The organism is Thermogemmatispora argillosa (assembly GCF_059696725.1).
Genome location: NZ_AP019377.1, coordinates 536,685 through 561,812, shown reverse-complemented (window position 1 = coordinate 561,812; position 25,128 = coordinate 536,685). Strand labels below are relative to the sequence as shown.

The following is a 25,128-nucleotide window of genomic DNA, read 5'->3' as shown; positions in this document are numbered from 1 at the left end:
GCCCCTCTGACCCACCGGGCGGCTCGTCCTCCTTTCCTTCGGTTTGCAGATTGACCGGCGAGAGCCTCCCTTTGTCTCGATCAGCAAGGGAGACTTAGAGCATCTGGCCGAGGCTAAGAGCAAGCTGTACGAATGCCCCGGTTGCCGCAATAATCGCAGCGCAGAGAAAGACCCGTTTGAGATGGCTCCAGCGCTCCGCTCGGGCTGCCGGCGAAGTATCCTGATCGAGCATGATCTTGACTGCATAGACAGCGACCAGCAGCCCGGCGATAGTAATGCCAATTCTAGCGGCATTCTGTTGTAGCTGTGTGATGACGGTATTCAAGTTATTCAGAGTATTCATATCCATACTCCTCCGTTCTTTTCTGTGAATGTACCACGTGCGTCCAATGCTTAATATGCATTGGTCTAGGCGAGTAAGACAACGGCTCGAACAGCCAGACTCGCGAGCGTGCTCAAGGCCCCATGACCACTGGTGGCGGCTCCGAAGCGTTCGAGCAGTCTTGGAACCGATGCGGTGAAATTCATGATGGCTGCTGCCAGCAGGAAGCCAGGCAGGCCAGTCTGCCGGGAGCTGAGCAGCAGTTGGAAGCCAAGGGTAAAAGCAAGCATCTGAAGGAACTGCTCAAAGAGCGTGACAATGTAGAAACGCAGCCAGATCGAGAAGATGAGGGAAGTGGCTGGGTGGATCAGACAGAGAAACGCTGGTCCACTCAACACAAAGAGGAAATCCAGTCGGACAATGCGAGCGATCGCCTGGAACAGCCAGCGGAAGAAGCCAATGCCGAAGATGATGCTCAAAACGGCCCAGAGAACCAAGGACGTGCCTGAATCGAGTCCGCGCCCCCCGGTGAGGAGCAGGAGAGAAGAGCCTGCGTTGGCCTGAAGCATCAGGCAAAGCAGGTTATTGATCTGGATCAGCTGCTCTCCCAAAAAGGCCGAGCTATGCATCAGGAGAGTGCTCAGCAAGATTCGGCCTATGAACTGGCCCAGGGGCATGCGTATGGACCCAGTGGCACCGCTCTGCATCATCTGGATCGTTCCAATGATGGTCACAAGCCCCAGCAGGCCATCGGAGATGGCCAGCAGTGTTCTCCAGACGAGCATGACCGTCGCGTTCTGCGTGGTCAACGCAGGCGAGGTCGTAAAGAGCATGCTGGTAGCCAGAGGCATGAGTGGATTGAAGTTATTCAGCGCGAGCAGGAGCCTGAGCAGTTCATCCATGAGACTCCTCCCTTCAGCTACTGGCTTTTCCTGTGCCACTGTTACGATGATCTTCCGCCATACCTGGGAAGTGGGCGAGGCAGAGGGCGGGAGCGCAACATGTGCAGCTCACGAAGACCATAGCAGGGGCAGGCAGAACCGCAGGGAAACACGAACAGTATCCGAGGGGGTGGCCAATGAGGAGGAAGGTGGAACGCCCCTGGAACGCGAGGGGAATGGAAGAAGACTCTCCGCTTTCCTGATGGGCGACGGTATTTCTCCTTTGCCGACGAACCATAAACAAAAGGGGGCCCAAAGTGACAATGGCCAGAGAGATCTCGGAGCCGTTTGCACAAGGCCGCACGACCTCACGTCAGAGTGTGGCACTCATCTCTTTTGCTCACGGAATGAGTGTCCCCTGTGGTTGCGTTGGACGCTTCCTTGTCAGGTTCAGGCCCATTGCCTTGCGGCTAAGAAAGTGCTAGCTGGCCCTCTCTCCCTCCTGGTCGGCCTTTCTTTGCTGGTTATCTGCTTCCAGTGGGCAGGTGAGACCGCTGATGAGAGGCAATAGCTGGGTGTCTGTTAGCGGAGCCAGAGCAGGTATGTTGCTGGTCTGGTGTTGCTCAAGCAGCGTCGCCTCTGCCCTCACGCAGGAGGCGGGCATCTGTATCCTCTCCTGACCGGTCGACAACGTGGCGGGCCAGCAGCACCTGTACCAGGGTCGGGGACGCTTGACAGGTCCTCCGCAGGGCTCGTGTACATTAGCTGGCGGTAAACCCCCAGCCAAAAATGCTGATCCTGCCAGTGCTGTCTTTCTGCTGGCGCATCTGGCGCACAAGTGCTCTTCTGACAAACCAGTCAGTGAGTCTGCTGGACCTCCAGTATCACGCCTCGTTTCCCCCAGGTACCAACCGCTTCCCCTGGTCGGCCTTGGCCTGTCCCTCTCTCGTTCCTCTTGAAGTCGGCTTGCAAATGATAGACTCGCCAGTGTGGACGCGAGAGCGGCCACAGACTGACAAGCCATCCAGATCCAGTATGCTGCACAGCGTGCAGCGTGATCAGGTGTCATGCCACCGGAGAAAGCCGTTGCGGAGCGATATGCCGGGGCATGGCAGGAGCGAGCACGCTGCCCTGGCCCGGGGTATCGCCCTGACTGGCTGAATCGCCAGGCGCGCATGGCGACAGTCAACGAAGGAGGTATCTCATGCAGATGGACTGGAAACGCTTTTCGCTCTTGCTGCTAGCCGGCTTCTCCCTGGAGGTACTGGCTACTGCAACAGGGGCAACCGTGCTGAGCGGGGTTCTAAGGGCAGGAGAAATCCTGGTGGTGCTGCTGATTCTTGGAATGGCGACGCCACGCTTCCTCAGCTGGCTCTACCAGGAAGGGCAGGAGCTGGCGGGGCGTCTGCGCCGCTGGAATATCAGACCAGGACAAAAGGCGCTGGTCCCAAGGGAGGAGCTTCTAGCCTTCCTGGAGGATATTGAAGGGTTTGCACAACGGGCACAGGGATCGAGCAGACTTCAGGGAGAAGCTCTGGCCAGGCTCTTGAGGCTCTGTGGGGTGTCTCGGGAGGACGAGCCCCACATCCAGCTGACGCCCTGGGCCCTGTACCAGCTCAAGCACTGCTTGCTACGCGATCTCAAAGAAGTGGAGCAGTATGAGCGACGCCGACGAGAGCAGCTCCGCTTGCAGGTGCGTGAACTGGACATGCAACTGGTGCAGCTTGCCCCAGCAATGGATCATCCAGGGTTGCTGCACCTCCTTGGCCAGATGCGTATCATCCAGCAGCTCTCCACCTCGTATCCTGCTGAGCCGCTTCTGATTCTGTTAGATCATATACGGGCAGAGCTGGAGCAGCTTTGCCAGCAGCGTAGCTGCTCGTAGCTCAACTGATAGCGTCTCTGTTGCCTCGCGGTTCCTGAGGCTCCCTTGCACAGCAACGCGCACGCCAGCCTGGGCTGTGCAGGGATTCGGGGGACCGTGGAGCCTCTGAGACCGGCTGCTTCAGGACGGCTTGGCTACTCTGCTGGCTGACAAGGGAGCCAGGAGCCAGGAAGGAGAAAGGAGGTTATCTCATGCAATCCATGCAATATCGGTACCCACTCCTGGACTCCCAGGCTCAGGACCAGGTCACCGAGCACTTCCTGCGAAGCTTGCAGCTTGCGCTGGTGGCTGCTCCCCAGGCGAAGGAGCTGCTCCAGGAGCGGCAGAAGCGACTGGCTCAGCAAGAGCACCTGCTAGAGCAAGCTGCCCAGGACGGCTTCCTCTGGTCCGAGGGAATCTCCCTCTTCCCTTCGCTGCTCAGCACGTGGGCCGAGAAGGAGGCTCTGAGGGTGGCCCTGGCGTATCCCTCGCTGGACTTCGCTGCTCAAAAAAAAGCAATCACCTCGACCTTCAAGTGGCAGCTTCAACAAGAAGCGCAGGTACGCTGGAGTGCCTTGCAGCTTCTCCAAGAGCAGGCAAGGCGGCAGCGGCAGCTCCATGACCAGGAGCAGGCCGGGTACTGGCAAACGGTTGCCCGGCAGATGCTTGAAGAGCAGCGTCAGCGGCAAGCAACCCAGGTCCAATGGTGGACCCAGGTCCAGCAGGCCCAGCAGCACTGGGCGGGACTGGCCTACCGGGGCATTGAGATGGCTCAGCATGGTCAAGAGCAGCAGTATCGGTTTGCGGAACAGATCCACGCGCAGGTCGTCCAGCAGCTCAATGCAACGGCTCGACGGCAGGAGCTCCTCGTCGAGCAGGCGGTCCGACAGGCCGCTGTCCGGCGATGGAGTACACGCTGTCTGCTGCTCCTGCTGCTTGTCATCTTTGGGGGAGCGCTCTTTGGGTGCGCGGCTCTGGCCGCCATCTATCTGCTCTGACCTCTGTCACACCCAGTGGATTCAGCAACAGCCTGATGAGTTGAGCGAGCGAGGCAGAGCAACAGCCTGGTGCTGTTCCGCTGTCCGCTCCTGGGCTCGACCCTCCTTTGGGAGCGAGGAGCTTGATCCAGATGCTCCCCCCGAGCGAGAGCAGTCGGGCGAAGCACCTGCTCTCGGCTATGAAGCGTGTGCAGTTGAGTGGAGCCATGTCCAGGAACAGGCCCTGTCTGATGGTTGAGTGAGGACGCTCCCCGCTCGGATAAGGGATCTGGAGAGACATCGCGCTTGCGCTCCTCGCATGACTCAGAGTCGGTCTTAGCGATGACGAGATCAAGTAGAGCACTGGTTGCAGCCCCCCTGGGCTCCCGTCTCTCTTGATCTTTTTCTTTGTGGTTGGTGGGCGTCTCCACCAGGATCTGCCTGAGCGCGAACCGCCTCAGCATCCTCACTTCCGTGACGCTGGTGAGGGGAGTGACAGCGTTGCAGGAGTAGCCTGCTCCTGGGGATAGGTGAGGAAGTGCTGCCTGTATCCTGGCGCTACGGCCTGGGCAAGAGAGGACTCCACAGGGAGCGCCGCGGGAGTGACTCCACCCGGATTCGGCCCCTGTTCCATTCAGATTCCAGCCTCGTTCCCGGAGCGGGCGATACGATAGAGTGCAGTGCGAACACGAAACCCTCAAGGGGAAGACAGGCAACGGCTGAGAGGCGGAGGTCAGTGCGCGTCTTGCTCATCGCGCTTAGCTCCCGTGCGATGTTCGATGCCATCGCCCTGAGATGCACGTATCAGCGCGACCCGATCGCAGGCCCAGCAGCACGCCCTTGCCCCGGTTGCTCTGTTGAATGGAAGTCCTGGTGCCCCGGCGATGGGTGCCAGTGATCAGTCAGCTCATAGGCTCCGCAGCAATCAATGCCTGCCGTTGAGCGTGCTGGCTGAAAAGCCAAAGATCTTGTGCGGACGGTTTGCGTAGAGCGTTGCTGGAGTGCGTTCTTGAACTGCGTCTGTTGGAGGCAGAGACACCATTGGCCTGGTGGTGGCTCGCTATCACCCCGGGTATGTGTGGAGCCCGGCTGACCACAGCCACAGGAGCAGCAGCCTATCCATGATGACCTTGTAGACAAGACATCAACAAGGAGAAGAATCCATGTATCTGCAGCTTCTGGTGGGTCTGCTCTTTCTGCCAGCCTTCCTCGTCGCCTTTGGCGTGCAGGTGCTGGCACTCTTTGACCAGCTGAAGCGCTTCAGCCATGATGTGAGCGTGAGCGGTAACCAGCGAGGAGGAGGGGAGTGAGACCGCCATGCCGTATTCGTCTTTCTCTCGCTCTGCTGATGCCTCGCCCGTCCTGCAAACGGCCCTGGCGGCATTGGAGGCTGGCATCAGCGTTGTGCCCATCCGGTCGGACGGGAGCAAGCGACCAGCACTCACGAGCTGGAAGCCATTCCAGCAGCGACTTCCCACACGCAGGGAAGTCTCGACCTGGTTTGCCCGTCGGGACGTCGGGATCGCGCTGGTCACTGGCCAGGTGAGCGGATGTCTCCTGGCCGTCGATTTTGACGAGGAGGGCTGCTTTCTCACCTGGATGGCACGTCTTCGACAAGATTCCCAGCTTGCTCGACTCTATGAGGAAGTGGCCAGTGGCTATGAGGAGCGCACTCCGAAGGGCGGGAGACACCTGCTCCTGCGCTGCCCGGCCATTGGACGAAGCCGGGTGCTGGCCCGCTCCCGGCAGGGAGGCATCCTCGTGGAGACGCGCGAGGAGGGTGCCATCATCATTGTCGCACCCTCGGCAGGTACCGTGCATCCCACGGGCAGGCCCTATGTCCTGCTGCGCGGAGGGGTGCAATCCGTTCGGACGATCAGTCCGGCTCAGCTGGAGGAGATCTGCTCTTCCCTGCGCTTGCTGGATGAGCAGGGCGCTCCGAAGCTCATCCAGTCGTCCTCCCAGCCGACTGCTGGCCCTCGAAGGCCTCTTCAGCTTTCAGCGACCCGCCCTGGCGATCTCTTGAATCGCGACCCGCAGGTCACCTGGGAGAGCATTCTGCTCCCCAAGGGCTGGGAGCTGGTACGCACGGACGGAGCAGGCTGCTGCTACTGGCGTCACCCGGGAAAGCGCGGACCGCACTATTCGGCAACCACCAATCATGCTGGAGACGACAAACTCCACGTCTTCTCCACCTCGGCCCCTCTTCCCCCAGGCAGCTATACCAAGTTTGCTGCCTATGCCCTGCTCTATCACGGCGATTTTCACGCGGCAGCGCAGGCGCTGAAGCAGCGCTACAGCTCAGGCCGACCAGGCGAAGGTGAGGCGTTCGCCAGGCCAGCGAGCCTCTAACGGGACTGTCCCCCGCCGCGGCACACGTTCCTTCACGCGCGCTCTCTGTGCCATCTTCCTCTTCTGCGTTGACTTCAACCATATACTGGCAAGCTGCTGACCCATGCTCTGCCAGACTATTCCAGTTGTGCTTCCTTCCATTCTCCTTCCCCACTCTCTCAGGCGGAAAGAAAGGAGCTCTGGTGATGACAACGGACACCACACTTGCATCCTTTGCGGGTACGCTCGCTGATATGCCAGCCGACGAGCTAGCTCAAGCTTGCGTGCGCTACGAGCGGTTCAGCCTGGCCAGAACGGTTCCCTTCCCTGGATATCGGCGCAGGCATGCGATCCTTCGCCGTCTCTGTGGCGTGTATCCCTGCAGACGCTCTATTCCTGACTGGTGGTATAGCATGCTGAATGAGCTGCCTTCTTCCTCGACTGACTCTTCACTGATCAGACTCCTGGAGGAGATTGAGGAGGAGGAATTCTATGGTGGTTGTTTGCTCGGGACCCGTGCGGTCCATTTCAAGGAGCTGGGCAACCGCTTCGCACCTCGCCCTGCCTGGGCCCAGAGTCCTCGCCTGGCAAGGATCTTGCAGGCTCTTGGGCAGGGAGAAATGACTGAAGAGGCAAGACAACGTTTCCTTGGCTGGTATCAACTGTACCTGAATCGCGGGAGCAAGGAGGAGCAACGGGTCTTCATTGTCAGTGCCCATGCGTGGGACGTTCTCAGCATGGGAAGTGGAAAAGGCTATCGCACGTGCCAGGCACTGGATGGAGACGCGCCGCAGTGCCGACGGCTGCCAACCAACTTGCTTGACAGCGGCATGCTCGTCGCCTACGTTCCGGCATCTCTCGAAGCCATCCAGGACCGCTGGACCCTGCGACGCATGGAAGCGCGCTGTATCCTGCGGCTGCTATTCTGTCCACGATTCCGGCGATGGATCATCTACATTGATCGCTGCTACGGGGACGTCTCTCTTGTCCAGGCGCTTAGAGAGGGGATCGTGCAGCAGCTGCAGCAGCGCGGGATCGCGTATTGGTGGCCGGATCTCTCGCCGTCTTCTCTCGAGGACGATGACTTCCTGGTAGAAGGGCCTCTGCAGTTCTTTCCCGCACCATTCTCCTGGCCCTACCTTGATTCATGGCGAATGGATTGGAATGACTGTCGCCGAGGAGAACGAATATACTGCCGTCTACGAGGCTATCTCCGGCTCTCAATGCACATGCAGGCACAACTCTCAGGGCAAAATCCCTGATCGAACCCCGTGTTTACCTGTTCTCCTCGTCTTTTACGACCAAATGCTTTTCTCATAGCGATTTATCCCCAGTCTCAATCATTGTCGTTCCTCGTCCAGGTCTGGCATGTGCCAGCTAAGAAAGGAGCTCCGCTATGTCTCAGCAGTCTCGTCGGTATCAGGTGCCTCCAGGGATTGTGGAGCACACTGCTCTCCCCAGGATCGGTGTAGCGTTTTCGGGGAAACGGCACTCTGCAGGGGGGGAGCTAGAGTATGCGGCCTTTGTGCATGGCTATATTGCCGGAGAACCCCTCTGGGATGAGCAGCAGGGTCGGGAGGTCCACCCCCTCTTCTTGCTGTCTCTGGTGGGGGCTCCTGGGGACAGCCCCGTGCTGCGAGGCTTGTTCGCGGCTTTAGTGAATACGCCTCCACGCCCGGTGACGATCGAGGGGGTGGGATCAGTGATGCTGGCCCATCAGGTCGCTCCGCTCAAGGACCAGGGGCCCTGGCACTGGACTTACAGTCAGGTCAGCCTGGGAGACCTGGGCCTGCATGCCCTCATCGAATGCCCGGCGCTCACGCTGCTAGACCCGAGGAGTGTTCAACAGCCTGCTTCCAGACCGGGCACTTCGAACGGAGCCACGCTGCCAGCGGTCTCCTGTCGCCCGTTTCTGTTGCTGGTTCCCCCGGATCAGCAAGAAGAGGTAGCGTATCTCCATCGGCTGGATCGGCGAGTGCCGTGGCCCCTGCATGAGCGCTGGGCTGCCTGGCTCTGGCAAGTCGCCCAGCGGCAGAAGTGGGTCACTCCCCTCACCGTTCGCTGGTTTTTCCCACAGGCAAGTGGTGAAGTCGAGGCCTCCTGCGCGGCTCAGCCAACTGAGCCGCAACCGCAACCGATTGTTGCTTCCGCCTGGCTCTGTCAGCCGGAAGCTGCTGGCGTCCTCGCAGCTATCCAGCAGGGGTTGCTCTCTGGGGAACTGGATCGCGTGGCCGACATCTAATCTGTTCAGAACGGAGGTGAGCACACCAGCCCGTTCATCCCCCCGCGGGCCTGCGTGTCCACCTCCACAAAAAGGAGTGTTATTATTATGGCACGTCTTGCAGCTCAAGTCAAGCTTGAATTTTTTCCCACTCCCCCGCACGTTGTGGAACGCATTGCGGCGCTGCTGACATTCCCTTCTGGTTTCTACGCCTCTGCCCGGCTGCTCGACCCCTGTGCTGGCGATGGCCGGGCGCTGGCACTCCTGGCCCAGCGGCTGAAGGCGCGCTTCCAGCAAGACTATGGGGAAGAAGCGTACTGCTCTCTTTCAACCTGGGGCATAGAGATCCAAACGTCGCTGGCCCGTCAGGCACGGAGTCGTCTGGATCGGGTTTTACACGGCAACTTTTTTCAGACCACCCTGTCATGGGCAGGATGGCAGCTAGTGTATCTCAATCCACCGTATGACTGGGATCAGACGAGTGGCAAGCGGCTAGAGAGCGCCTTTCTCCAACGTGCCACCAGGCTCCTGTGCACGGAAGGCGTTCTCATCTTCATCATTCCGCAATGGGTCCTGCAAGAGCGGGAGGTAGCTGGATACCTGGCGGCACAGTATGACCAGCTCACCTGCCTCCGCTTTCCCGATCCGGAATATGAACAATTCAAGCAGGTCGTGCTGCTCGCTCGCCGCCGCCGGGCTCCTCTCCCGGCAAGAGCGCTGGCTGGCGAGCTGAAGCAATTGAGCGACTGGGCCAGGGCGGGAAAGGATATGCCTGTGCTGCCCGACGCTTCTGACTCGGCCCAGGGGGGGCCACGCTGGCCTATCCCTCGCTGCCCGCCAGGCGAGCACCCCTGCTTTTACCTTGGACGTTTTGAGCCAGACCGGCTGGCCAAGCAGCTCTGTTGGGAAGGGCAGACCGCCCGGCCTCTGACGGGGGTCTGGGCGAACCGAGACTGGTGGCAGGCTCATATCCCCCAGCCTGCTGCACCTGGAGAAACGGAGACGACTACTGGCTGGTCCCCACTCCATGCTTTCAAGCCAGTCCACCTGGCGCTGCTCGCCGCTGCCGGTCTGGCAGATCGCGCGCTCATCCGAGCGGGCAGCCAACGGCTCCTCCTCAAAGGACAGACCTGGAAGGACCAGGTGACTTCGGTCGAAGAGACGCCAGAAGAGATCATCGAGAAGGTGAGCGACGTCTTCATGGGATCTCTCCAGGCGTTGGACCTGGACACAGGGGAGCTGCTGCTGATCCACCCGCCAGGGCGCGAAGCCCCAATGCCCCCAGGCGTGGACCTGAAGCAGGTTCGCCATCGGCATGTCTCACTGACGACCTTCCTGAACCAGTATGGCTCTGTGGTGCTCCAGACCATTCAGCAGCGCTACCCGCCACTGTTTATCTCAGAGGCCCAGGTGCCCTGGGCTGAAAGGGCCTTCTCGCAGCTGCAAAGACGCCCCTTGGGCAAGCAACGGGAGTCGATCCTGGCCCATGTGGCGGCCTTCACTCGCTCACCGTCTCCGCTGCGTCGGCAACTGCTGTCCGCGGAGATGGGCAGTGGCAAGACCTTCATGGCCATCGCCATCGCCTTTACGGCTGATCTCTCCGCCTGTCATGCCGGGGGGTCTGTCCCTCAGCATCAGACCCCCCACATGTTCCCCGCCCTGGTGTGCTGCCCGCCGATTCTGGCAGGGAAGTGGAAGCGCGAGCTTGAGGAGACCCTGCCTCCCAGGGCCAAGGTCCTCATCGTGCAACCGGTAGCCCCAGTTCCCGCCCGGCATCGAGAGACAGAGGTGGAAGCGGAAGCAGCCAGGACTGCCCTGGAGGACTACCGCCGGTTCGATCCCTCGTTCACGGGCACCAGGTTGGGACGCATCGAGTGCCTCGATCGGGCAGTGGCCTGTATCCGCCGCGATCTGGCGGTCTGGCGCCAGCAGGTGAACAGGGCCAGGCAGCAGGGGAACTCCCCTCCGCCGAAACCGATCCATGTGCTCATTCTGACGACCAGTGATGCCAAACTGGGCTCCGCCTGGCAGCCCGTGTGGCATCCCCTCCGTTTGCGGGCGCGGAATGCGCAGGGGGGACGAGTGACCCTGGTGCGTGATGCCGAAGGCCACTCCATGAGCGTGCCCGCCTGCCCTTCCTGCTTCCGGCCACTTCTCTTCCAATCCAGCCGTGCACGTGCCACGTCCACGTCCGCTAGGGACGCGACACCACTGACCTGGCGCCGGCTCTGGGTGGCATATGAGGAGGCTGGGCGAGCTGCTGGAGAGGCGCTGGAGGCGTCCTCGGGCCGCCTGCAGGAGTATTTGTGGGAGCAACCTGAATACAGGCGGCTTTGCGAAGAAGAACAACGGTATCGCCTTGGGGACCTTGCGCCTGGTGAGAGCGATCTAGCGCCAGAGCTGGTCAGGCTGCTGGAGAGCATTCTGGAGCACTTGCAAGTGCATACTACTGAAGGGGCCACTGCCCAGCCCTGGACATTGTCTCAGCCACTGCAGTGGCAAAGGCAGGGTCAAGGTCAAGGCAAGGGGAGACCCTGGCAGCACTGGCAGACAGTGTTGAACCAGTGTCTGCTGACGTGCCACATATGCCGGCGGCTGGCCTGTCAGCTCGATGCGCTGCTGCGCGAGCGAGAGCTAGACTGCCGGGCTCGGAAAAGAGCCTTCTGCGAACGCCTGGCCAGTCAGGACCCGATCTATCAACAGCTGCTCAAAGAGCATCAAACGCTCCTCACGGCCCGTCTCCATCAATCTGGCCGCCCCACGCTCGTAGAGGAGCTGGCGAGTCTGCCGTACGAGCGGCTGGCCAGTGAAGAGCAGCTCTGTGGGAAAGAACGTCGAATCAAGTACCGCTGTTGCTTCTGTGGCGAGAGGGCCTGGCAGACCGTAGCGGTTGGCCAGCAGCAACGCTATCCGCTGGCTGACTATCTGCGTCGGCACTACCGACGTCTCTTCGGGCTGCTGATCGCGGACGAAGCCCACGAAGGAAGGGATGGCACGGCTCTGGGACAAGCTCGCCAGAGCCTGATGGAGGCTTGCCGTGCCAGCCTTCTGCTGACAGGAACGCTGTCCAACGGCTTCGCCAGTAGCCTCTTCCGCCCCAGCTATCTGCTGCTGCCGGCGGTGCGACACCAGTTTGCCTGGGAGGATGAGCAGCGCTGGATTAGCCGCTACGGCTGTCTCCAGCGTATTCGCAAAAGCCGCCGAGAGGAGGCGGAGGCCGATGGCGCCCGCTCGCGGCGGGTGCAACGATTAGGCATGCCGGTCATCAAGGAAATCCCCGGCTTCAGCCCCGAGGGAATTGCTCTGCTCACGCGAGTCAGCAGCTTCACGGATCTCCGTGAAGTCGTACCTGACCTGGTTCCCTACCGGGAGCGCGTCGAGCTGGTTCCCTTGCAAGCCCCATTGGGGCCGGCCTATCACGCCTTTGAGCGGGAAATTACACTGGCCCTTCGACGTCTGCTGGCCAGCGGAGATCGCTCCGCGTTGGCGCCGTGGTTCCAGGCGCTGTTGCTGTATCCACTCTTCCCGTGGAGACCGTGGTGCTGCTCAACCAGGCATGGAACGGTATTGGGCAGTGCCCCGGCTCTGCCGGAAGAGCAGTGCTATCCCCTGGAGCAGCGGCTGCTTAGCCTGCTGTACCAGGCCAGGCAGGAGGCACCAGTCCTCATTTATTGTGGAGAGACGGGCCACTATGATCTCCTTCCCCGGCTGAAACGCCTGCTGGAGCAGGAGCTGCGTCGTCCGAACGGTCAACCGCTGCGTGTCGCAGTGCTCCGGGCTGACACGGTGGCTCCGATCGATCGTGAGGCCTGGCTCCGTCGCCTGATGGCGGAAGGGGTCGATGTCCTGCTTACCAACCCGCGGTTGGTAAAGGTCGGCCTCGACCTGCTTGCCTTCCGGCGGATCATCTACTTTAGCTTTCCTGCCTCTGTCTCCGACCTGCGCCAATCGGCACGCCGGTCCTGGCGGCCAGGACAGACAGGAGATGTTGAGGTGATCTTCCTGGCCTACGAGCAGACGATGGGTGAGCGTCTATTGCACCATCTGGCTCGTAAGGTCTCTCAGGCACTTCTCGTCGAAGGAATGGAGTTCAGCGCCACCGAGGGGGGGCTGGTGACTTTGAGCGGTGAGGGAGAAGAGGACGAGCAGGAAAGTCTATTGCTGACACTGGTTCGCGAAACGTTCGCGCTCCTGGAGGCCCAGGACGCGCAGCCATCTCAGCGGATCGGTGTTGATCCAGCTCAGGAGCAGCGCTGCCAGGAAGTCGCGCCTCTCGGAACCTCGGCGGGTACCATCACGCTCCCCGCGCTCCCCCCAGTTCAGGCCCCTCTGACTCCTCCCGAAGAGCGGACCCAGGCGCCCCTGCCGGTCGGGGACGTGTTGCTGCTTCCCCTGCCGTTTCAAGATCTGCCCCTGGCTCCCCTTTCCCTTCCCGCAAAGGCGTCCCGCCGGCCCCGTCGCCGGTAGTGCCTGGAGCATGTGAGACAAGCAGCAGGCTCTCGATCTGTCCCCTCTGTCCGTCTGCTGCCTCCCAGCAGCGCCAACGCAGTGGGCCTGCCTCAACAAGAGGCCTGCACAAGGGCCATCCCTGCCACCCCCGTCCGAGTGAGGAGAGTGGGCAGGCGCTGGTTGGGTGCCGCATATGCCACGGACTGGCGAGAGCTGCTGCTCTCAACGAAAGCAAGAAGGAGATCGACAATGGAAGAAGACGCAACGATGCCTCTCACGCTAGAAGAACGAGCGCGTCACGTACCCCTGAAAGCGGCTATTGATTATCTGGCTGCTGTCTGCGATGGGGCTCGTCGGAGAGACGGGGCTGGTTTCAGCGGCGTGGATGTTCGCCTGGGGCACTGGCTGGCGCGCCTTCCACTCGATGCCTGGCCGGATGCCGTCTTTGAGCGCGCCTGGAGGTTGGCGCAGAAGTACGCCCGGCAACTCCAGGAGGCCGGCATGGACCCGGCTGCCTTGCCACGCCCGTCAGCAGCAAGAGGAAGGCATCATCTGGCCTTTCATCCTTCCGGCGAGGGCTTCATGGTGCTTTTTCCCTACAACGCTGCGCTGATCGCGGCGCTGCGGCGAGCCTTTCCGCAGGCACGCTTCCGGCAAGATCCGGTCAAGCATTTCTTCCTGCCACGTGATCCGAACCCAGGGTCAGCGCTGTTACGGTGGGCGCGCATCTACGAGTTCACGCTCGGCCCCGGCGTCCAGGCTGCCCTGGAGCGGCCAGATAGCAAGGAGCGAACAGAATGAAACGAGGTCATGCCCTGGGGCGGCTCTTCCAAAGGGTCCAGGCGATCTGTGAGGCTGCGGGACTCCTCCTATCGCTGGAAGACGCTTCTCCCCCTCTCATTCGCCTGGACCTGGACAACGATCCATACGAGCCGCTGATCATCGCGGCGTGGACTCCACCAGCACCCCTGCCCGGCGAGCGATATCGGCTCCAGGTGGCCCATGTGGGCTGGACCAGCCGGGGGCTGCCTTTTCCTGACCCTGAGCTTGAACTGGCTGTCATGGCCACTGGGGAGGCGCCGCTGCCCGTCCGCATGAGGCAAACAGTGCTCGGCATCCGAGAGACGCCTTTCCTCCAGCCTGATCTCTCTCAGGATCAACGAGCAGTGCAAGACGCCTCCGAGCTGTGGAGCGTCTGGACACGTGCGCTCCGCTGGCAGCGCTGGGAGCAAGCCGCCGCGGAGGCCCGGCCCCGGTTGCAGACCGTGCTATTGTCGCCTGATGACGATGCGGATGCGCGCTGGCTCAAAACAGCGTTGTGCCAGGCGATACCGCTCCTACGGGAGGACCAGGCCCTCCAGCTGGTCCGGGCCGTGCAACAAGGAGAGACCGAAGTCCAGCTCCTCTGCTGCAACCGGGTGGCCAGGCTGGCAGAGGCCCTCCGTTCGTGGGAAGTCTCCTTCCGAGTCGAGGCACGGAAGGAAGAGGGCTGACCGATGCTCGCAGAGAGGCTTCACTCACAAGGAAGGATTCGAGAGCACGGGCAACAGGATGGGAAGAACTGGAGCGGAGAGAGAACCTTCCTCTGGTGGAAGAGCGGCTGCAGCTCAGTAGCGTGCTGATTCCTGGACACCGCTCTGCTGATGCTGCTACACGAAGCGAAAGGAGGTTGCGATGCGCATCACGATACACCTCGCTGCATCCTGGAAGGAGGTCGAGCGGGATACCAACGTCCAGTTTCTCTTCGATCTTTCCTGGCTCTGCACCTGCCCTGACTTTCAGTGGCTTTGCCTGACGCTCCCAGCCACCACCTGGCGCTTGCAGGTGCAGGCTGCCAGCCGCGGCCTCCAGCAGGCCCGTGACGAGCGGAACATGCTGCTCCAACGTCAGGACACCGGGCAGGTTCCCCAGCACTGGAACCTGCACCGAGAAGAGGTCCTGGCTCATCCCGTCTTTCTCCAACTAAAGAGGGAGCTGCACCGTCTCTTGAGAGGGAAGACACATGGGGTCTTCCGTGCCCGGATCAGCACAATGACGATCTGCCTTCAGCACCGGCCCGCGTGCCGCTCTGGGGCTTCCTGAGCTTGCCCTGCCCTGCTCTCCAGAGGCCGCCTCTCTCCTTGTCTGTTTCGTGTTTTTCCTCACCTGCCCTCACTGCCTCTCGTTCGCCTGCCCCTCTCTAGCAGGGCACCCGGCAAACCGCTGTGGATTCCAGAGACTCGGGCTGGGCCTCCTCTGATGGGATGGGGGACGACGCTGAAGGGAGCCAGACGAGCAGTGAGGGCAGGTATGCAAGACAACACTGGCTCCGGCGAGAGAGAGACGCCATCGCCCGCCTGTATGCCGGCCCTTGCCAGTTCCCGCGGGCTTCTCTTGCTCTGGCCTGCTGGCTGCATGTCAACCGTGCCTTGTTCCATCGAGCGTGTGGCTTGCTCGCTCACGCCATCCATGCCAGAAAGGATGCTGCTATGTCTTCCTCGTCATCCTCTCAACCCTGGAAGACTCTTCCCGACGAAGAGTTGCTGCTACGGCTTCTGCTAGGCTCCTCGGGTGGGCGCGCAGCGGCGGCCCATCGAGCTACGCTCCAGAGTCTGCTCGCTGAGTACCGGGAGGACGTACGTGGCCTGCTCCTGGGACAGGCCAGCGAGCTAGATCTGTTGCGCGAGCAGCTTGTCAGCCAGCTTCCCAGGCCATGCCGCCGACGGTTGGCGGTACTGCAAGAGCTGGCCAGGCGGCTGACTGGCTCTGGCTCGGGCTGCATGCCCGTGAAGATCACCTCCCCCGACGATGTCGAGACGCTCATGCGCCCAATCCTGGCCTTCCTGCACCATGAGGAAGTGCATCTCCTCTTACTGGACACCAAACAGCAACTGCTCCCCAGCCGCGATCGCCTGCTCTACAAGGGCACAATCAATGCTATGCTCTTTCGGATCGCCGAGCTGTTCCGTGAGGCGATCCGGCGCTCGGCAACGTTTCTGATTGTCTGCCACAATCATCCAAGTGGCGATCCAACGCCGTCGTCCGAGGATGAGGCCTTTACCCGCTCACTTATCCAGGCCGGGCAGCTGCTGGATCTGCCCGTGCTCGATCACCTGATTGTGGCTCGACGGGGCTGCTACAGTTTTCGCTGTCAGCGGGGGAGCCTGTGGCCAAAGGAGGCACGGGCGGGTGAGGCCGGCAGTTTTGGGAAGGTCTCAACCTGATCGCAGGCTTGTTCTGCTCTGCCTGCTGGTGGTGGGGCCGTTTGCTGAAAGGGGCCACGCCGATCATACGAGCACAACGACGGAGCTTCGCTTCCAGACCAGGGCAGTGGGTCTGCAAGGTGCCGATGGATGTCCTGCTGTTCTCTCTTCTCTACCGTGCTTCACGCGACCGCCCTGCTGGCTGCCTTGTCTCAGAGACCTTGTGGCCCTGGACCAGGTGCTTGTGGAACCGACCAGTTGTCTGGGTGCGCACCCTGGTGGAAACGGCAGCGGTGGAGGCGCTCCGCTCTGTCGGGCAGAAGCTACCCACAGATCCCCTCACCTCCCTCCCTCTGTGGTGGGAGAACCTGGCCCGCCTGTGGGCTGAGCGGCCGGAGCTCCGACTGCAGCCCAGCGCACTGGGAGGGCTGGCTCGGCATATCATCGACAGTTATCTCCAGGCGGTGGACTGGCACCGCCTGGCAAAGGCACTGCATGGGGAGTAGCAGCGCTGGTGGGTGGGGGCAGGAGCTGCGGGTCGAGCCAGATGCTCTTGCCTCCCGCCAGTACCAGCCGCGGCTAGACGCAGCTTTTTTTGTTTTTGGGACACCGACGGAGCAGAAGCCTGCTTTACCCATCAGGCATGTTCGCAGCTCCCGCCGACGTGTCGCCCTGGTTCCGACCGTGTCTTCTGCTACTCTACTGGTCAGCATCCAGAGCGGAGAACCCCTCTCTAGCGAGCGGCGGGCGGCATTGGTATCGGATGTCCGCAGTGCAGCATGCCGGGCTGGCTCCAGACTGGGTACGTCGAACCCTTCAGGCGAGCTGGCTGGGGTTGTCTGCCAGCAGCGAGAGCGAAGTGGAAGCGTGAGAGCAGAGACTTCTGGTAGCAACAGACCTTGCTCCGGATCATACGTTGCCTCCACGATTCGAAGCGATGATCCCGACTGTGCTCTCAGCGGCAGGTCCCGAATCTGACGACGCTGGTGCAGGACCCGATAGGTCTGATACCTGAGGGGCACACCCAGCTGAGTAGCTTCCAGGAACTCACCTGCTTCCAGCAAGTCCCGATATTCCTGCTCCACACTGCTGGGAAGGACCTCAATGCCGTCAAAGAGCCGGGCAAACGTTTCCTCTCCTTGCGTATCCGCCTGAAACGGTCGCAGTTGTCCCAGCAGCCAACTCGCCAGTCTGAACTGCTCCCCATAGCGGCGGAGCCAGGAATCTGCCAACTCGTGTTCCTCATAGATCGCATCCATCCAGCCAGTGCTGAAGAGCCACTTCATCGATCACCTGGGACTGGTGCTGTTCCAGTTTCCTCAGTGTCCGAGCGACCAGACCAGGAAGATAGATCCCCTGCCCATCCTGTGGGGAGCGGAAAACGTGTACAGGTACGATCCCCTTGCTCCCAGCACGGTTGACGCGCCCGAAACGCTGGACAAGTGCCTCCAGTGGGGCTGGATCGGTGTAGATCGTATCCAGATCCAGGTTCAAGCTCACCTCGACGACCTGGGTAGCGACGAGGGCTAACGCCTGTTGTCTCGCGCCGACCTCGGCTCGTTCCAGAATCTGCGCTTCCCGGACCTGGCGATCACGGGCGGTAAAGCGGCTGTGTAACAGCAGCACCTGTTCTGCCGCCAGCACCTGGCGCAGCCGCTGGTAGAGCCGCTGGGCGCGTTCCACCGTGTTACAACAGGCCAAGACCACGTTTCCTTGCTCCACCTGAGCAGCAACACGCTTCCAGCCATCTTCTAGCAGGTCCCCATCCGAGGAGCTGGAGCTGGTGACGCCTCCAGCGCTGCACCAGCTCCGCCTCCGCCACGATGGGCTCAGACACCTCTAGCGCTTCAATGAGCCTCTGATACACCAGTGAGGGAAGCATGGCTGACGTGATCAGAAAGCGAGCTCCGTAGCGCTGCTGCAGATACTGCAGCAATGCCACGATCAGGGCAAGTTGTTCTGCATCGGAGGCATGGATCTCATCGAAGATAAAGGCAGCCTGGGTATAATCCGCCAGCATGCCCTCAAAGCTCTTGATGCGATAGAGCACTTTGAGCAGCTGATAAGGACTGAGTAATTTGAGGGGATAGGTATGCAGGCGATTCAAGTTGAGCGACCAGCGGGCTGCTTCGCGCGCTGTGGCCGGACCCATCTCTGTGAGCAGCAACTGCTGATAGAGAGCCTGAGAAGGCATGCCCGTGCTGGAGACCGACCGTTCCTGCTCCAAAATAGGCCGGGAGACTGAGCCGCTGATACATCGCATTCATGCTGGCCTGATAGGGAAGCACGTAGAACAGACGGGGCACTGGCTGTGCCCCGTCCCCCAGGGCCCAGTAGAGCGCCGCCTCCGTTTTGCCACTCCCGGTCGGCACGATCAGCAGCGTCGATTGCCGTGCCCGCTCCGCGCAGGCTCGCAAGCCACGCAGCTGTACTAGCAACGGCGTCACATTGGCCTTGCGCGGACTCCGCCACTCACCCAGGCTATCGTGGTAGAGATCCAGCCAGGCCTGAATACGCTCTGGCCCCGCACTGCAGACCATCTGCAGCGCCTCCTCTCTCTCTGGGAGGACGATCGTTTCGACGCCGGCGCTCCCCAGACCCAGCAGGCTGATCCAGGGAGCGGAGCAGAAGCGCAACCAGCGCCACAGTCCTTCGACGACTGGCGGCTCCAGGTGACCAACCATCTCCGCAAGGATCTCGATCTCTCCACAGTATGCTTTGATAATCTCATCAGCCTCCTGAGAAACGATAGCAGCGACGAGCCATTACTGCTCTTCGTGAGAGCATGCATGCGCAATCCAATCCAGGAAGGCGAGAGAGAGGACCTCATGACGATAAGGCCAGTGTTGATCTGGGTGCCTGGTTGTCTTCCTTCTTCTTGCAAGAGTGTCTGTCTGCCGGAACTGTTCATAAAGCCGCCTGGCCCGATGCCGCATTCCTTCGTCTTCCCAGAAGCCTCAGCAGATGCTCCAGGACATCCTCATCGGTGGGGTCTTCTTCCAATACCCCAGTGAGCAGCTGCTCTCTTACTGAAGCAAGCTCTTTCGCCTCTCGGCTCGCAAGCTTTGTCTCCTTCAGACACATGCTCTCGGTCGAAAGAGATTCAACCTGTCTGCTGGTCCTGGATGAGGCGAGCTCATCAGCTTTTTGGGGTACTGGGTGAGGCAAGAGTGACCCGTGGACGATTGTTTTCCATCCAGCGCAGCTTCTATATGCTTACCAGGGAGAGCAAGCACACGCTGCCTCTCCCTGGCACACCTTTCAAGGAGCACTCTCTTCGCTACACTGAGCGCTATCGGCTGGATAGTGGCTGCCTTGCTGCTGCAGTATGGGCTCTGCCGCCGACTGCTCATGGCTGCAGCCCGGCGCCTGGCAGAGCAGCTGCCGCTGAGCCTCCATTATCCAACACGGGACCTGGCCCTCACCCTGGCAGTTGCAGGTGCTGGTCTGACCGCCCTCGGCATCGCCTGGGCAGTCTCCTGGGCGAACGGCCAGAACCTGCCTGGTCTCTTCACTGAGCATTTGCTGCTGCTGCAGCTGCCAATTGGTGTTCTCCTGGGCTTGGGAGAGGCCTCGGTCTCGATGCTGCTTAGCTCGCTGGCCCTGGCTCTTTTCCGTCTGTGGCGCCAAAGGCAGATAGGACCGGGCATAGTCAATGAGCTGCGCGCCATCGGGCGGGCTGGCTGGGTCCGAGCCTATCGCCAAACACTTCAGATTTGGCCAGCCCCTGTCGGATGGGCCATTATTACTCTGGCACTGCTGGGCGAAGAGCTGCTCTTTCGTGGCCTGGCAGCTCGTCTGCTGGCACCCGAGGGCTTCCCCTTGGCACTTGTGACCTCCACCCTGCTTTTCGTAGCTGTGCAGGAGCAAGGTATGCCTTCATGGTTCAGTGCGCTACCAGCCATGTGCGGCGCGCTCGTGATCGGTCCGATCAATGCCTGGTTGTTGATGACTGTGCCGAACATTCTTCCTCTGGTGCTTGCTCATCTGACCTTTTTTACCGTGATGATACTATGATCGCTCTGCTCTGCTGCCGAGAATCAGCCCCGGTAGCAGGAAGAAGAACAAGGAGTGGCATCATGGCTGAGACTCTCGAAAGGCGAGGCATGTCTATGAAGGTGCGCGCAGCAGCAGCCCTTACCCAGTCTCCGCAGCCAGTGATTTGCCTGGATCAGGTCACGAAATCCTACGGTACTGTCCAGGCGCTGCGCGGGGTGAGTCTGCGCATCGAGGCTGGGGAGTCGGTGGCGCTGCTTGGCCCCAATGGAGCCGGCAAGACGACCGCGATCTCCCTGATGCTTGGTCTGCTGCGACCATCAACGGGACGCGTGCTGCTCAACGGTGGCGACCCGACCATCTCTGCGGTCCGGCGCGCGGCGCGTCTGGGAGCCATGCTGCAGAACGCCCGCGTGATCGATCTGGTGCGCGTACGAGAGCTGCTCGATGTCTTCCGCAGCTACTATGCTCAGAGCCTGCCAACAGATGAGCTGCTTGAGATTGCGCAGCTCCGCGAGAAGCAGCGGAGCTACACGCAGCATCTTTCGGGTGGAGAACTGCAGCGTCTGCTTTTTGCTCTGGCCCTCGCAGGTAACCCGCGCCTGCTCTTTTTGGATGAGCCAACCGCGGGGATGGATGTCGCCTCACGGCGTCGTTTCTTGCAGCGCTTGCGCGAGCTGCACCGTGATGGACGCACGATCATCCTGACGACACACAACCTGGCCGACGTCGAAGGACTCTCCCAGCGGGTGATCGTGCTCAACGAGGGGCGCATCGTGGCAGATGGCTCCTGCGAGGCGATTCGCGCGATGGCAAGCGGGCAGGTCGTAAGCTTTCTGGCGGAGGAGCCCAACGACCAGTTGCTGGGGGCGATCCCGGGAGTCCTCCGACTCGAGCGGCAGGGGCCGCGAGTGGTGCTCTTCACCCGTGATAGCGATGCCCTGCTCACAGAGCTGCGGCGGCGTGGCATGGCTACCCCACACCTGGAGATCCGTGGAGCCAGCCTTGAGGAGGCCTTCTTAGCGCTGACGAGGAAGGAGGACAAGGCATGACCCTGTTCGCCTTGCGTGCCCAGAGCAAGCTGGAGTTCCTGCGCTTCCTGCGCAATGGGCGCGCGCTCTTTTTTACGCTGTTGGTCCCGATTGGCTACTATCTGATTTTTTCCTATGGCTTCGGCAATACGCATGCCTTGCAGCTCCACTTTGGTATTGCCATGGCCGGCTTTGGCACCATCGGCGTCTCGCTTGGAACCCTGGGATCGCGCCTTGCTCAGGAGCGCCAGCTTGGTTGGCTGCGCCTGCTGCAGACTACCCCGCTGTCGCCTCTGGCCTACTTTGCAGCTAAGGTGCTTGCCACCTTCAGCATGGCCGGTATGACGATTATCTGTGTGCTGACGGTCGCGCTCCTGGAAGGATTACGCGTCGACAACTACTGGGCGCTGGTGGCCTCGGCGCTCATTCTCTGGTGCGGCTCACTGCCTTTCATAGCGCTGGCGTTTGTCATCGGCTCCTGGACGGATGCCGAGACGGGCTATATAGTCAGTATTGGCGTCTATCTCGTGCTGGGATATCTGGGGGGCTTGTTGCAACCACTCCAGCTCATGCCAGGCGTGCTGCAGGACGTGGCTCGTTTTCTCCCTTCAGCACACTACTTGCTGCTGGCGCTGCGCCCCTTGCAGGCAGCCTCCTCTGGCTCAGCCCTGGAGGATGTGCTGATCCTGCTGGGGTATACCGTGCTTTTTACGGCCTTAGCCATCTGGAGCTATCGCCGCTCGGGAACGACAGGCAGGTAGGAGGAAGGAGCCTCCCCACCTCACTCCTCTGCCCGCTGCTGGCAGGCTGGATCACTGATCCAGCCACGGACCTGTGCCAGTCGCAGCAGCTCCTCTCTGCCGGAGACGCCGAGTTTCTGCTGAAGATGACGCATATGCGTCTTCACCGTACTCGGACTGAGGTAAAGGCGCTGCCCTATCTGACGGTAGGATAACCCTTCAGCCAGGAGGTGGAGCAGCTCCCACTCGCGCGCCGAGAGTGCGGCCCGTTGCTGCCAGTGATGCTCTGCTTCTTGTAAGAGACGCTGAAGACAGCAGACGAACTGAGACGGGTCGGCCATCTGGGGATACATGAGCGCTTCCAGTGCGCTCTCTAGCTGCTGGCGATGCTGATCCAGCTTGATCCCATAGGGAGCAAAGGCGACCTCCAGGGCCGTCAGCACCAAGGAAGCCTGGATACCTGGGAGCGCATCACGGTGGAGAGCGCGCTCGGCTAGCGAGGTGGCGTTCGAATCACAGTAGAGGGTCATAGGGGAGATGATTGGGGGAGCGGCCCGCTCTCTGCTGTTGCCAGCGGCGTCCGCTTTCTGGGATTCGCTCAGCGGGAACTCGGAAGAACCAGGCTGGAGCTGAGCATCGCTCTGGGTATTGAAGATGGGAACCAGAAGGGACTGACGGCGGCTCAGCAGGAGATGTAGGGCCGCTGTCAGGCTGATGAGCAAGAGCCAGAGCAGCGTTGCGAGCCAATTGGCGGGAGGCTGGTTGGTCGAGAGCCGGGCAAGCGCGATGATCAGCTCGCTCCAGCAGAAGGTGAGCAGCACGATCAGCACACCCCTCACGCCATACGCAATGGCCCATCCATAAGCTGGCAGGAGAAAAGCTGCGGCGGCGATGCTTGATGGCCAGGGGGCAAAGAGCAGATTGACAGCGACGCAGAGAGCGAGATCAATGGTGAGAGCCAGAGGCCTCAGGCGGCGGTCCTGCTGCTTCCAAACGAGGGCGATCAGGAGTGCGAGAAGGGCCCACGAGCAGAAGATGATCCCCAGCGTAGCAGCCCAGAGCACGAGGGGAGCAGAGATCACTCGCAATGAGAGCAGGGTACCTATGCCGGCAAGCACTCGCAGAAGCGTCAGGCTGTAGCAGTGTCTCAGCCGCAAACATGGCTCAAGCGTGGTCGTCTTGTCCTGGTAGGGCATCTTTTCCTCCTAAGACGAAGGAGTGAGAACGCTCGCGAGTAGAGGATGTAACCAAATGGTCGCGAAAGGCAGAGCTTCGTGATAAGCCCTGCCACCTCTGCCTCTTCCACTGCTCTGGTGGAGATAGGTTCAGGCTCGGATGGGAAAGATTGCGAGGCCGAGCCAGCCTCACAGCCCAGCTCACATCCAAGACGGTCAGACCAGTCTTGCTCTGCCTGGAGAAAGGAAGCCATTTCGGCTCTGGCCTTGTCCGAACGGATGAGATTACAGGTTTGAGGCTTGAATGAGGCCGCTTCTTGAACCCGGCATCTGTTCACGGGACCCTTGGCTGAGTGGCCTCCTCCTCCAAAGTGATATGCTGTTCCCCCTCCCTTGCCGATTCTGAGCAGGCGAGGAGCTACAGATAACGCTAGGAATAGTATAGCGAGTAGTCGGTGATTTTCCTAGGGAACCATGCCCTTTCTGCATCTCTCGTAGCCAGCGCTGAAACCAGTTGACAGAGAAAGCAAGACTGCTTACCAGAGAAGTCAGCAGTTTGATCTCTCGTGAGCGTGTGCAGGGGGTGAGAGCCAGCAACTCTGCCAATTCATCGACAAAGCCGACGAACGGTTCGTCGTCAAGCTCGACGCCCGTAATGGCGCCAAAGAGCCTGCGCAGAAACGGATTCGTCCGGGGAATCTCCCGGGCCGCATCGGTGCGACGGAAGGGCTGTGCTCCTCGGTGATGGAAGCGCGCGGCGAAGAGGCCATAGGTGAGCGTCTGCGCAAACATATCCGCAAAGGCCGCCTCGGTCAAATCAGGCAGCAGGACCTCGCGAAAGGAATGATACAAGTCGCGCAGCAAGGGAGATGCTTGCTGGCGCTGGAATGCTTCCACGACGATAGCGCGGATCAGATGGGCGAGCCGGGCCATCCGTTGGGCTAACTCGGCGGGGCGGCTGATCGGTGCAGCACGATGAGAGAGAAAGCCCTCCAGGAGCGCGCGAACCTCCTGCTGAGCCTGGGGCGTGGTCGTCAGACGTCGCTGCCGGTCAATGGTCGCCAGCTGTGCCTGCAGACGCAGCGTCCCTTCCACATACCAGCGAAAGTCGAGATAGTTCGCCAGGACCAGGTTCTCTCAGGAGCGGAGATAGCGCTGCAGCTGGCGCCCGTTCTCGGTGCGCGGACGGGCTTGCATAGCATCTCGCTGCAGGCTTTCCAGATCCAGCCCCAGATCTTTGGTCTCCACGTAGCCCACCGTCAGGCGTGTCACTCCCATGACCGCTGTCTCCGCCAGATCAGGTGCTCCGCAGGCAATGCGACGTGGTTCGTTGATGACCGTCGTTCCGGGAGCCAGGGTTTCCAGCAATCGCGCCAGCGCAGCACGATAGGAGTGCTCGGTCGCGGTGCCGGTGTGGGCGAGCTGTTCCACAGTGGTGCGGTAGGTCTGCAAGGGGTCCACAGGCACAGGCATCCTCTTCTCCCCCAGAGCTGCGAGATGAGCCTCCTGCCCCTGGGCAGAGAGGTGCTCTCTGGTGGGGAAGTAGACCGGAACCAGCGGCACAATGGCAAGCGTCAGGCACGCGTTCCGTGTTCGTGTTGCCATCCCAGACAGGCTGCGTTGCTGCTTCTGACGGTACCCCTCTAGGGGAGCAGCTGGCGCCGTCTCCGTCAAGCCGTTTCGCTGATCTCACACATGCGGTCACTGCTGACCGCTCTTGCACGACTCCAATGCCAGCTCCTGCGACCGTCTAACGGCCTGGGAAGCCCTTCGAGGATCGCTGCGTGGGCAGCCCAGGTGCCGCGCGCTCAGGCAGCGACGCGCCCAGGCGGGCCAAGATGAGTAGCGAGCGCCACCCCAGCCGTCGAGCGAGCCATCGTGCTTCCGCCGTCCTGCTCCCCCTGGCGTCTCACCAGCCCCGGCACGTGGGGCCAGGCGGCGCCGCCTGGCCTCTGCTAA

21 protein-coding genes and 1 pseudogene are annotated in these 25,128 nt (G+C 61.2%); 14 read left to right on the top strand and 8 right to left on the bottom strand.

The features are described from left to right. Positions 1–94: 94 nt before the first annotated feature. Positions 95–343, bottom strand: coding sequence for a hypothetical protein (locus AC6H1L_RS02360; RefSeq protein WP_497599949.1), 249 nt, complete (start codon positions 341–343; stop codon positions 95–97). Between the two features lie 65 nt (positions 344–408). Next, complete coding sequence (locus AC6H1L_RS02355) at positions 409–1,224, bottom strand: hypothetical protein (protein WP_497599948.1); 816 nt, start codon at positions 1,222–1,224, stop codon at positions 409–411. 1,183 nt (positions 1,225–2,407) lie between these two features. Here AC6H1L_RS02355 and AC6H1L_RS02350 point away from each other — a divergent pair. The 11 genes from AC6H1L_RS02350 to AC6H1L_RS02300 all read left to right on the top strand — a co-directional run bounded on the left by AC6H1L_RS02350 (position 2,408) and on the right by AC6H1L_RS02300 (position 16,248). Next, positions 2,408–3,088 carry a hypothetical protein gene (locus tag AC6H1L_RS02350; protein ID WP_497599947.1) on the top strand — a complete coding sequence of 227 codons (681 nt, stop codon included), beginning with the start codon at positions 2,408–2,410 and terminating at the stop codon, positions 3,086–3,088. A 191-nt stretch (positions 3,089–3,279) separates the two neighbouring features. Next, positions 3,280–4,065 carry a hypothetical protein gene (locus AC6H1L_RS02345; protein ID WP_497599946.1) on the top strand — a complete coding sequence of 262 codons (786 nt, stop codon included), beginning with the start codon at positions 3,280–3,282 and terminating at the stop codon, positions 4,063–4,065. A 1,142-nt stretch (positions 4,066–5,207) separates the two neighbouring features. After that, positions 5,208–5,354 carry a hypothetical protein gene (locus AC6H1L_RS02340; protein WP_497599945.1) on the top strand — a complete coding sequence of 49 codons (147 nt, stop codon included), beginning with the start codon at positions 5,208–5,210 and terminating at the stop codon, positions 5,352–5,354. 7 nt (positions 5,355–5,361) lie between these two features. Beyond that, positions 5,362–6,396: a bifunctional DNA primase/polymerase gene (locus tag AC6H1L_RS02335; RefSeq protein ID WP_497599944.1), complete on the top strand. Its 1,035-nt coding sequence runs from the start codon at positions 5,362–5,364 to the stop codon at positions 6,394–6,396. A 185-nt stretch (positions 6,397–6,581) separates the two neighbouring features. Next, positions 6,582–7,637, top strand: a complete 1,056-nt coding sequence (locus AC6H1L_RS02330; RefSeq protein ID WP_497599943.1) for a hypothetical protein — start codon at positions 6,582–6,584, stop codon at positions 7,635–7,637. A gap of 134 nt (positions 7,638–7,771) precedes the next feature. Then, positions 7,772–8,617, top strand: a complete 846-nt coding sequence (locus AC6H1L_RS02325; protein ID WP_497599942.1) for a hypothetical protein — start codon at positions 7,772–7,774, stop codon at positions 8,615–8,617. An 87-nt stretch (positions 8,618–8,704) separates the two neighbouring features. Then, positions 8,705–13,063 carry a DUF6094 domain-containing protein gene (locus AC6H1L_RS02320; protein ID WP_497599941.1) on the top strand — a complete coding sequence of 1,453 codons (4,359 nt, stop codon included), beginning with the start codon at positions 8,705–8,707 and terminating at the stop codon, positions 13,061–13,063. 231 nt (positions 13,064–13,294) lie between these two features. Continuing rightward, positions 13,295–13,846 (top strand): hypothetical protein, encoded by a 552-nt coding sequence (locus tag AC6H1L_RS02315; protein ID WP_497599940.1) that lies wholly within the window; start codon positions 13,295–13,297, stop codon positions 13,844–13,846. Then, the gene (locus AC6H1L_RS02310) at positions 13,843–14,538 is read left to right on the top strand and encodes a DUF6908 domain-containing protein (protein ID WP_497599939.1); all 696 of its coding nucleotides are present in this window, start codon (positions 13,843–13,845) and stop codon (positions 14,536–14,538) included. Before AC6H1L_RS02315 ends, AC6H1L_RS02310 begins: the two co-directional genes overlap by 4 nt. Positions 14,539–14,719: 181 nt before the next feature. Further along, positions 14,720–15,127 carry a hypothetical protein gene (locus AC6H1L_RS02305; protein WP_497599938.1) on the top strand — a complete coding sequence of 136 codons (408 nt, stop codon included), beginning with the start codon at positions 14,720–14,722 and terminating at the stop codon, positions 15,125–15,127. Between the two features lie 386 nt (positions 15,128–15,513). Next, positions 15,514–16,248 carry a JAB domain-containing protein gene (locus AC6H1L_RS02300; RefSeq protein WP_497599937.1) on the top strand — a complete coding sequence of 245 codons (735 nt, stop codon included), beginning with the start codon at positions 15,514–15,516 and terminating at the stop codon, positions 16,246–16,248. A gap of 1,221 nt (positions 16,249–17,469) precedes the next feature. Here the strand turns inward: AC6H1L_RS02300 and cas3 are convergent. The 3 genes and pseudogenes from cas3 to AC6H1L_RS02285 all read right to left on the bottom strand — a co-directional run. Then, positions 17,470–17,910 carry a CRISPR-associated helicase Cas3' gene (gene cas3, locus AC6H1L_RS02295; protein WP_497599936.1) on the bottom strand — a complete coding sequence of 147 codons (441 nt, stop codon included), beginning with the start codon at positions 17,908–17,910 and terminating at the stop codon, positions 17,470–17,472. A gap of 4 nt (positions 17,911–17,914) precedes the next feature. Continuing rightward, on the bottom strand, positions 17,915–18,421 hold the full coding sequence (locus AC6H1L_RS02290) for a DEAD/DEAH box helicase family protein (RefSeq protein WP_497601588.1): 507 nt from the start codon (positions 18,419–18,421) through the stop codon (positions 17,915–17,917). A gap of 100 nt (positions 18,422–18,521) precedes the next feature. Continuing rightward, positions 18,522–18,767: pseudogene (locus AC6H1L_RS02285) on the bottom strand (hypothetical protein); the annotation flags it as partial. Positions 18,768–19,578: 811 nt separating this feature from the next. Here AC6H1L_RS02285 and AC6H1L_RS02280 point away from each other — a divergent pair. The 3 genes from AC6H1L_RS02280 (at position 19,579) to AC6H1L_RS02270 (ending at position 22,015) form a co-directional block, all read left to right on the top strand. Then, entirely contained in the window at positions 19,579–20,244 is a 666-nt protein-coding gene (locus AC6H1L_RS02280; protein WP_497599935.1) for a CPBP family glutamic-type intramembrane protease, read from the top strand. Between the two features lie 62 nt (positions 20,245–20,306). Beyond that, the gene (locus AC6H1L_RS02275) at positions 20,307–21,275 is read left to right on the top strand and encodes an ABC transporter ATP-binding protein (protein WP_497599934.1); all 969 of its coding nucleotides are present in this window, start codon (positions 20,307–20,309) and stop codon (positions 21,273–21,275) included. Beyond that, positions 21,272–22,015, top strand: coding sequence for an ABC transporter permease (locus AC6H1L_RS02270; protein WP_497599933.1), 744 nt, complete (start codon positions 21,272–21,274; stop codon positions 22,013–22,015). Before AC6H1L_RS02275 ends, AC6H1L_RS02270 begins: the two co-directional genes overlap by 4 nt. Before the next feature lie 20 nt (positions 22,016–22,035). On the opposite strand, the gene AC6H1L_RS02265 is transcribed toward AC6H1L_RS02270, so the two are convergent. The 3 genes from AC6H1L_RS02265 to AC6H1L_RS02255 all read right to left on the bottom strand — a co-directional run bounded on the left by AC6H1L_RS02265 (position 22,036) and on the right by AC6H1L_RS02255 (position 24,774). Beyond that, the gene (locus tag AC6H1L_RS02265; protein ID WP_497599932.1) at positions 22,036–23,190 is read right to left on the bottom strand and encodes a helix-turn-helix transcriptional regulator; all 1,155 of its coding nucleotides are present in this window, start codon (positions 23,188–23,190) and stop codon (positions 22,036–22,038) included. Positions 23,191–23,454: 264 nt separating this feature from the next. Next, a complete protein-coding gene (locus AC6H1L_RS02260) occupies positions 23,455–24,264 on the bottom strand; it encodes a hypothetical protein (RefSeq protein ID WP_497599931.1) in 810 nt (269 codons plus the stop codon). 42 nt (positions 24,265–24,306) lie between these two features. Next, on the bottom strand, positions 24,307–24,774 hold the full coding sequence (locus AC6H1L_RS02255; protein ID WP_497599930.1) for a hypothetical protein: 468 nt from the start codon (positions 24,772–24,774) through the stop codon (positions 24,307–24,309). Positions 24,775–25,128: the final 354 nt, after the last annotated feature.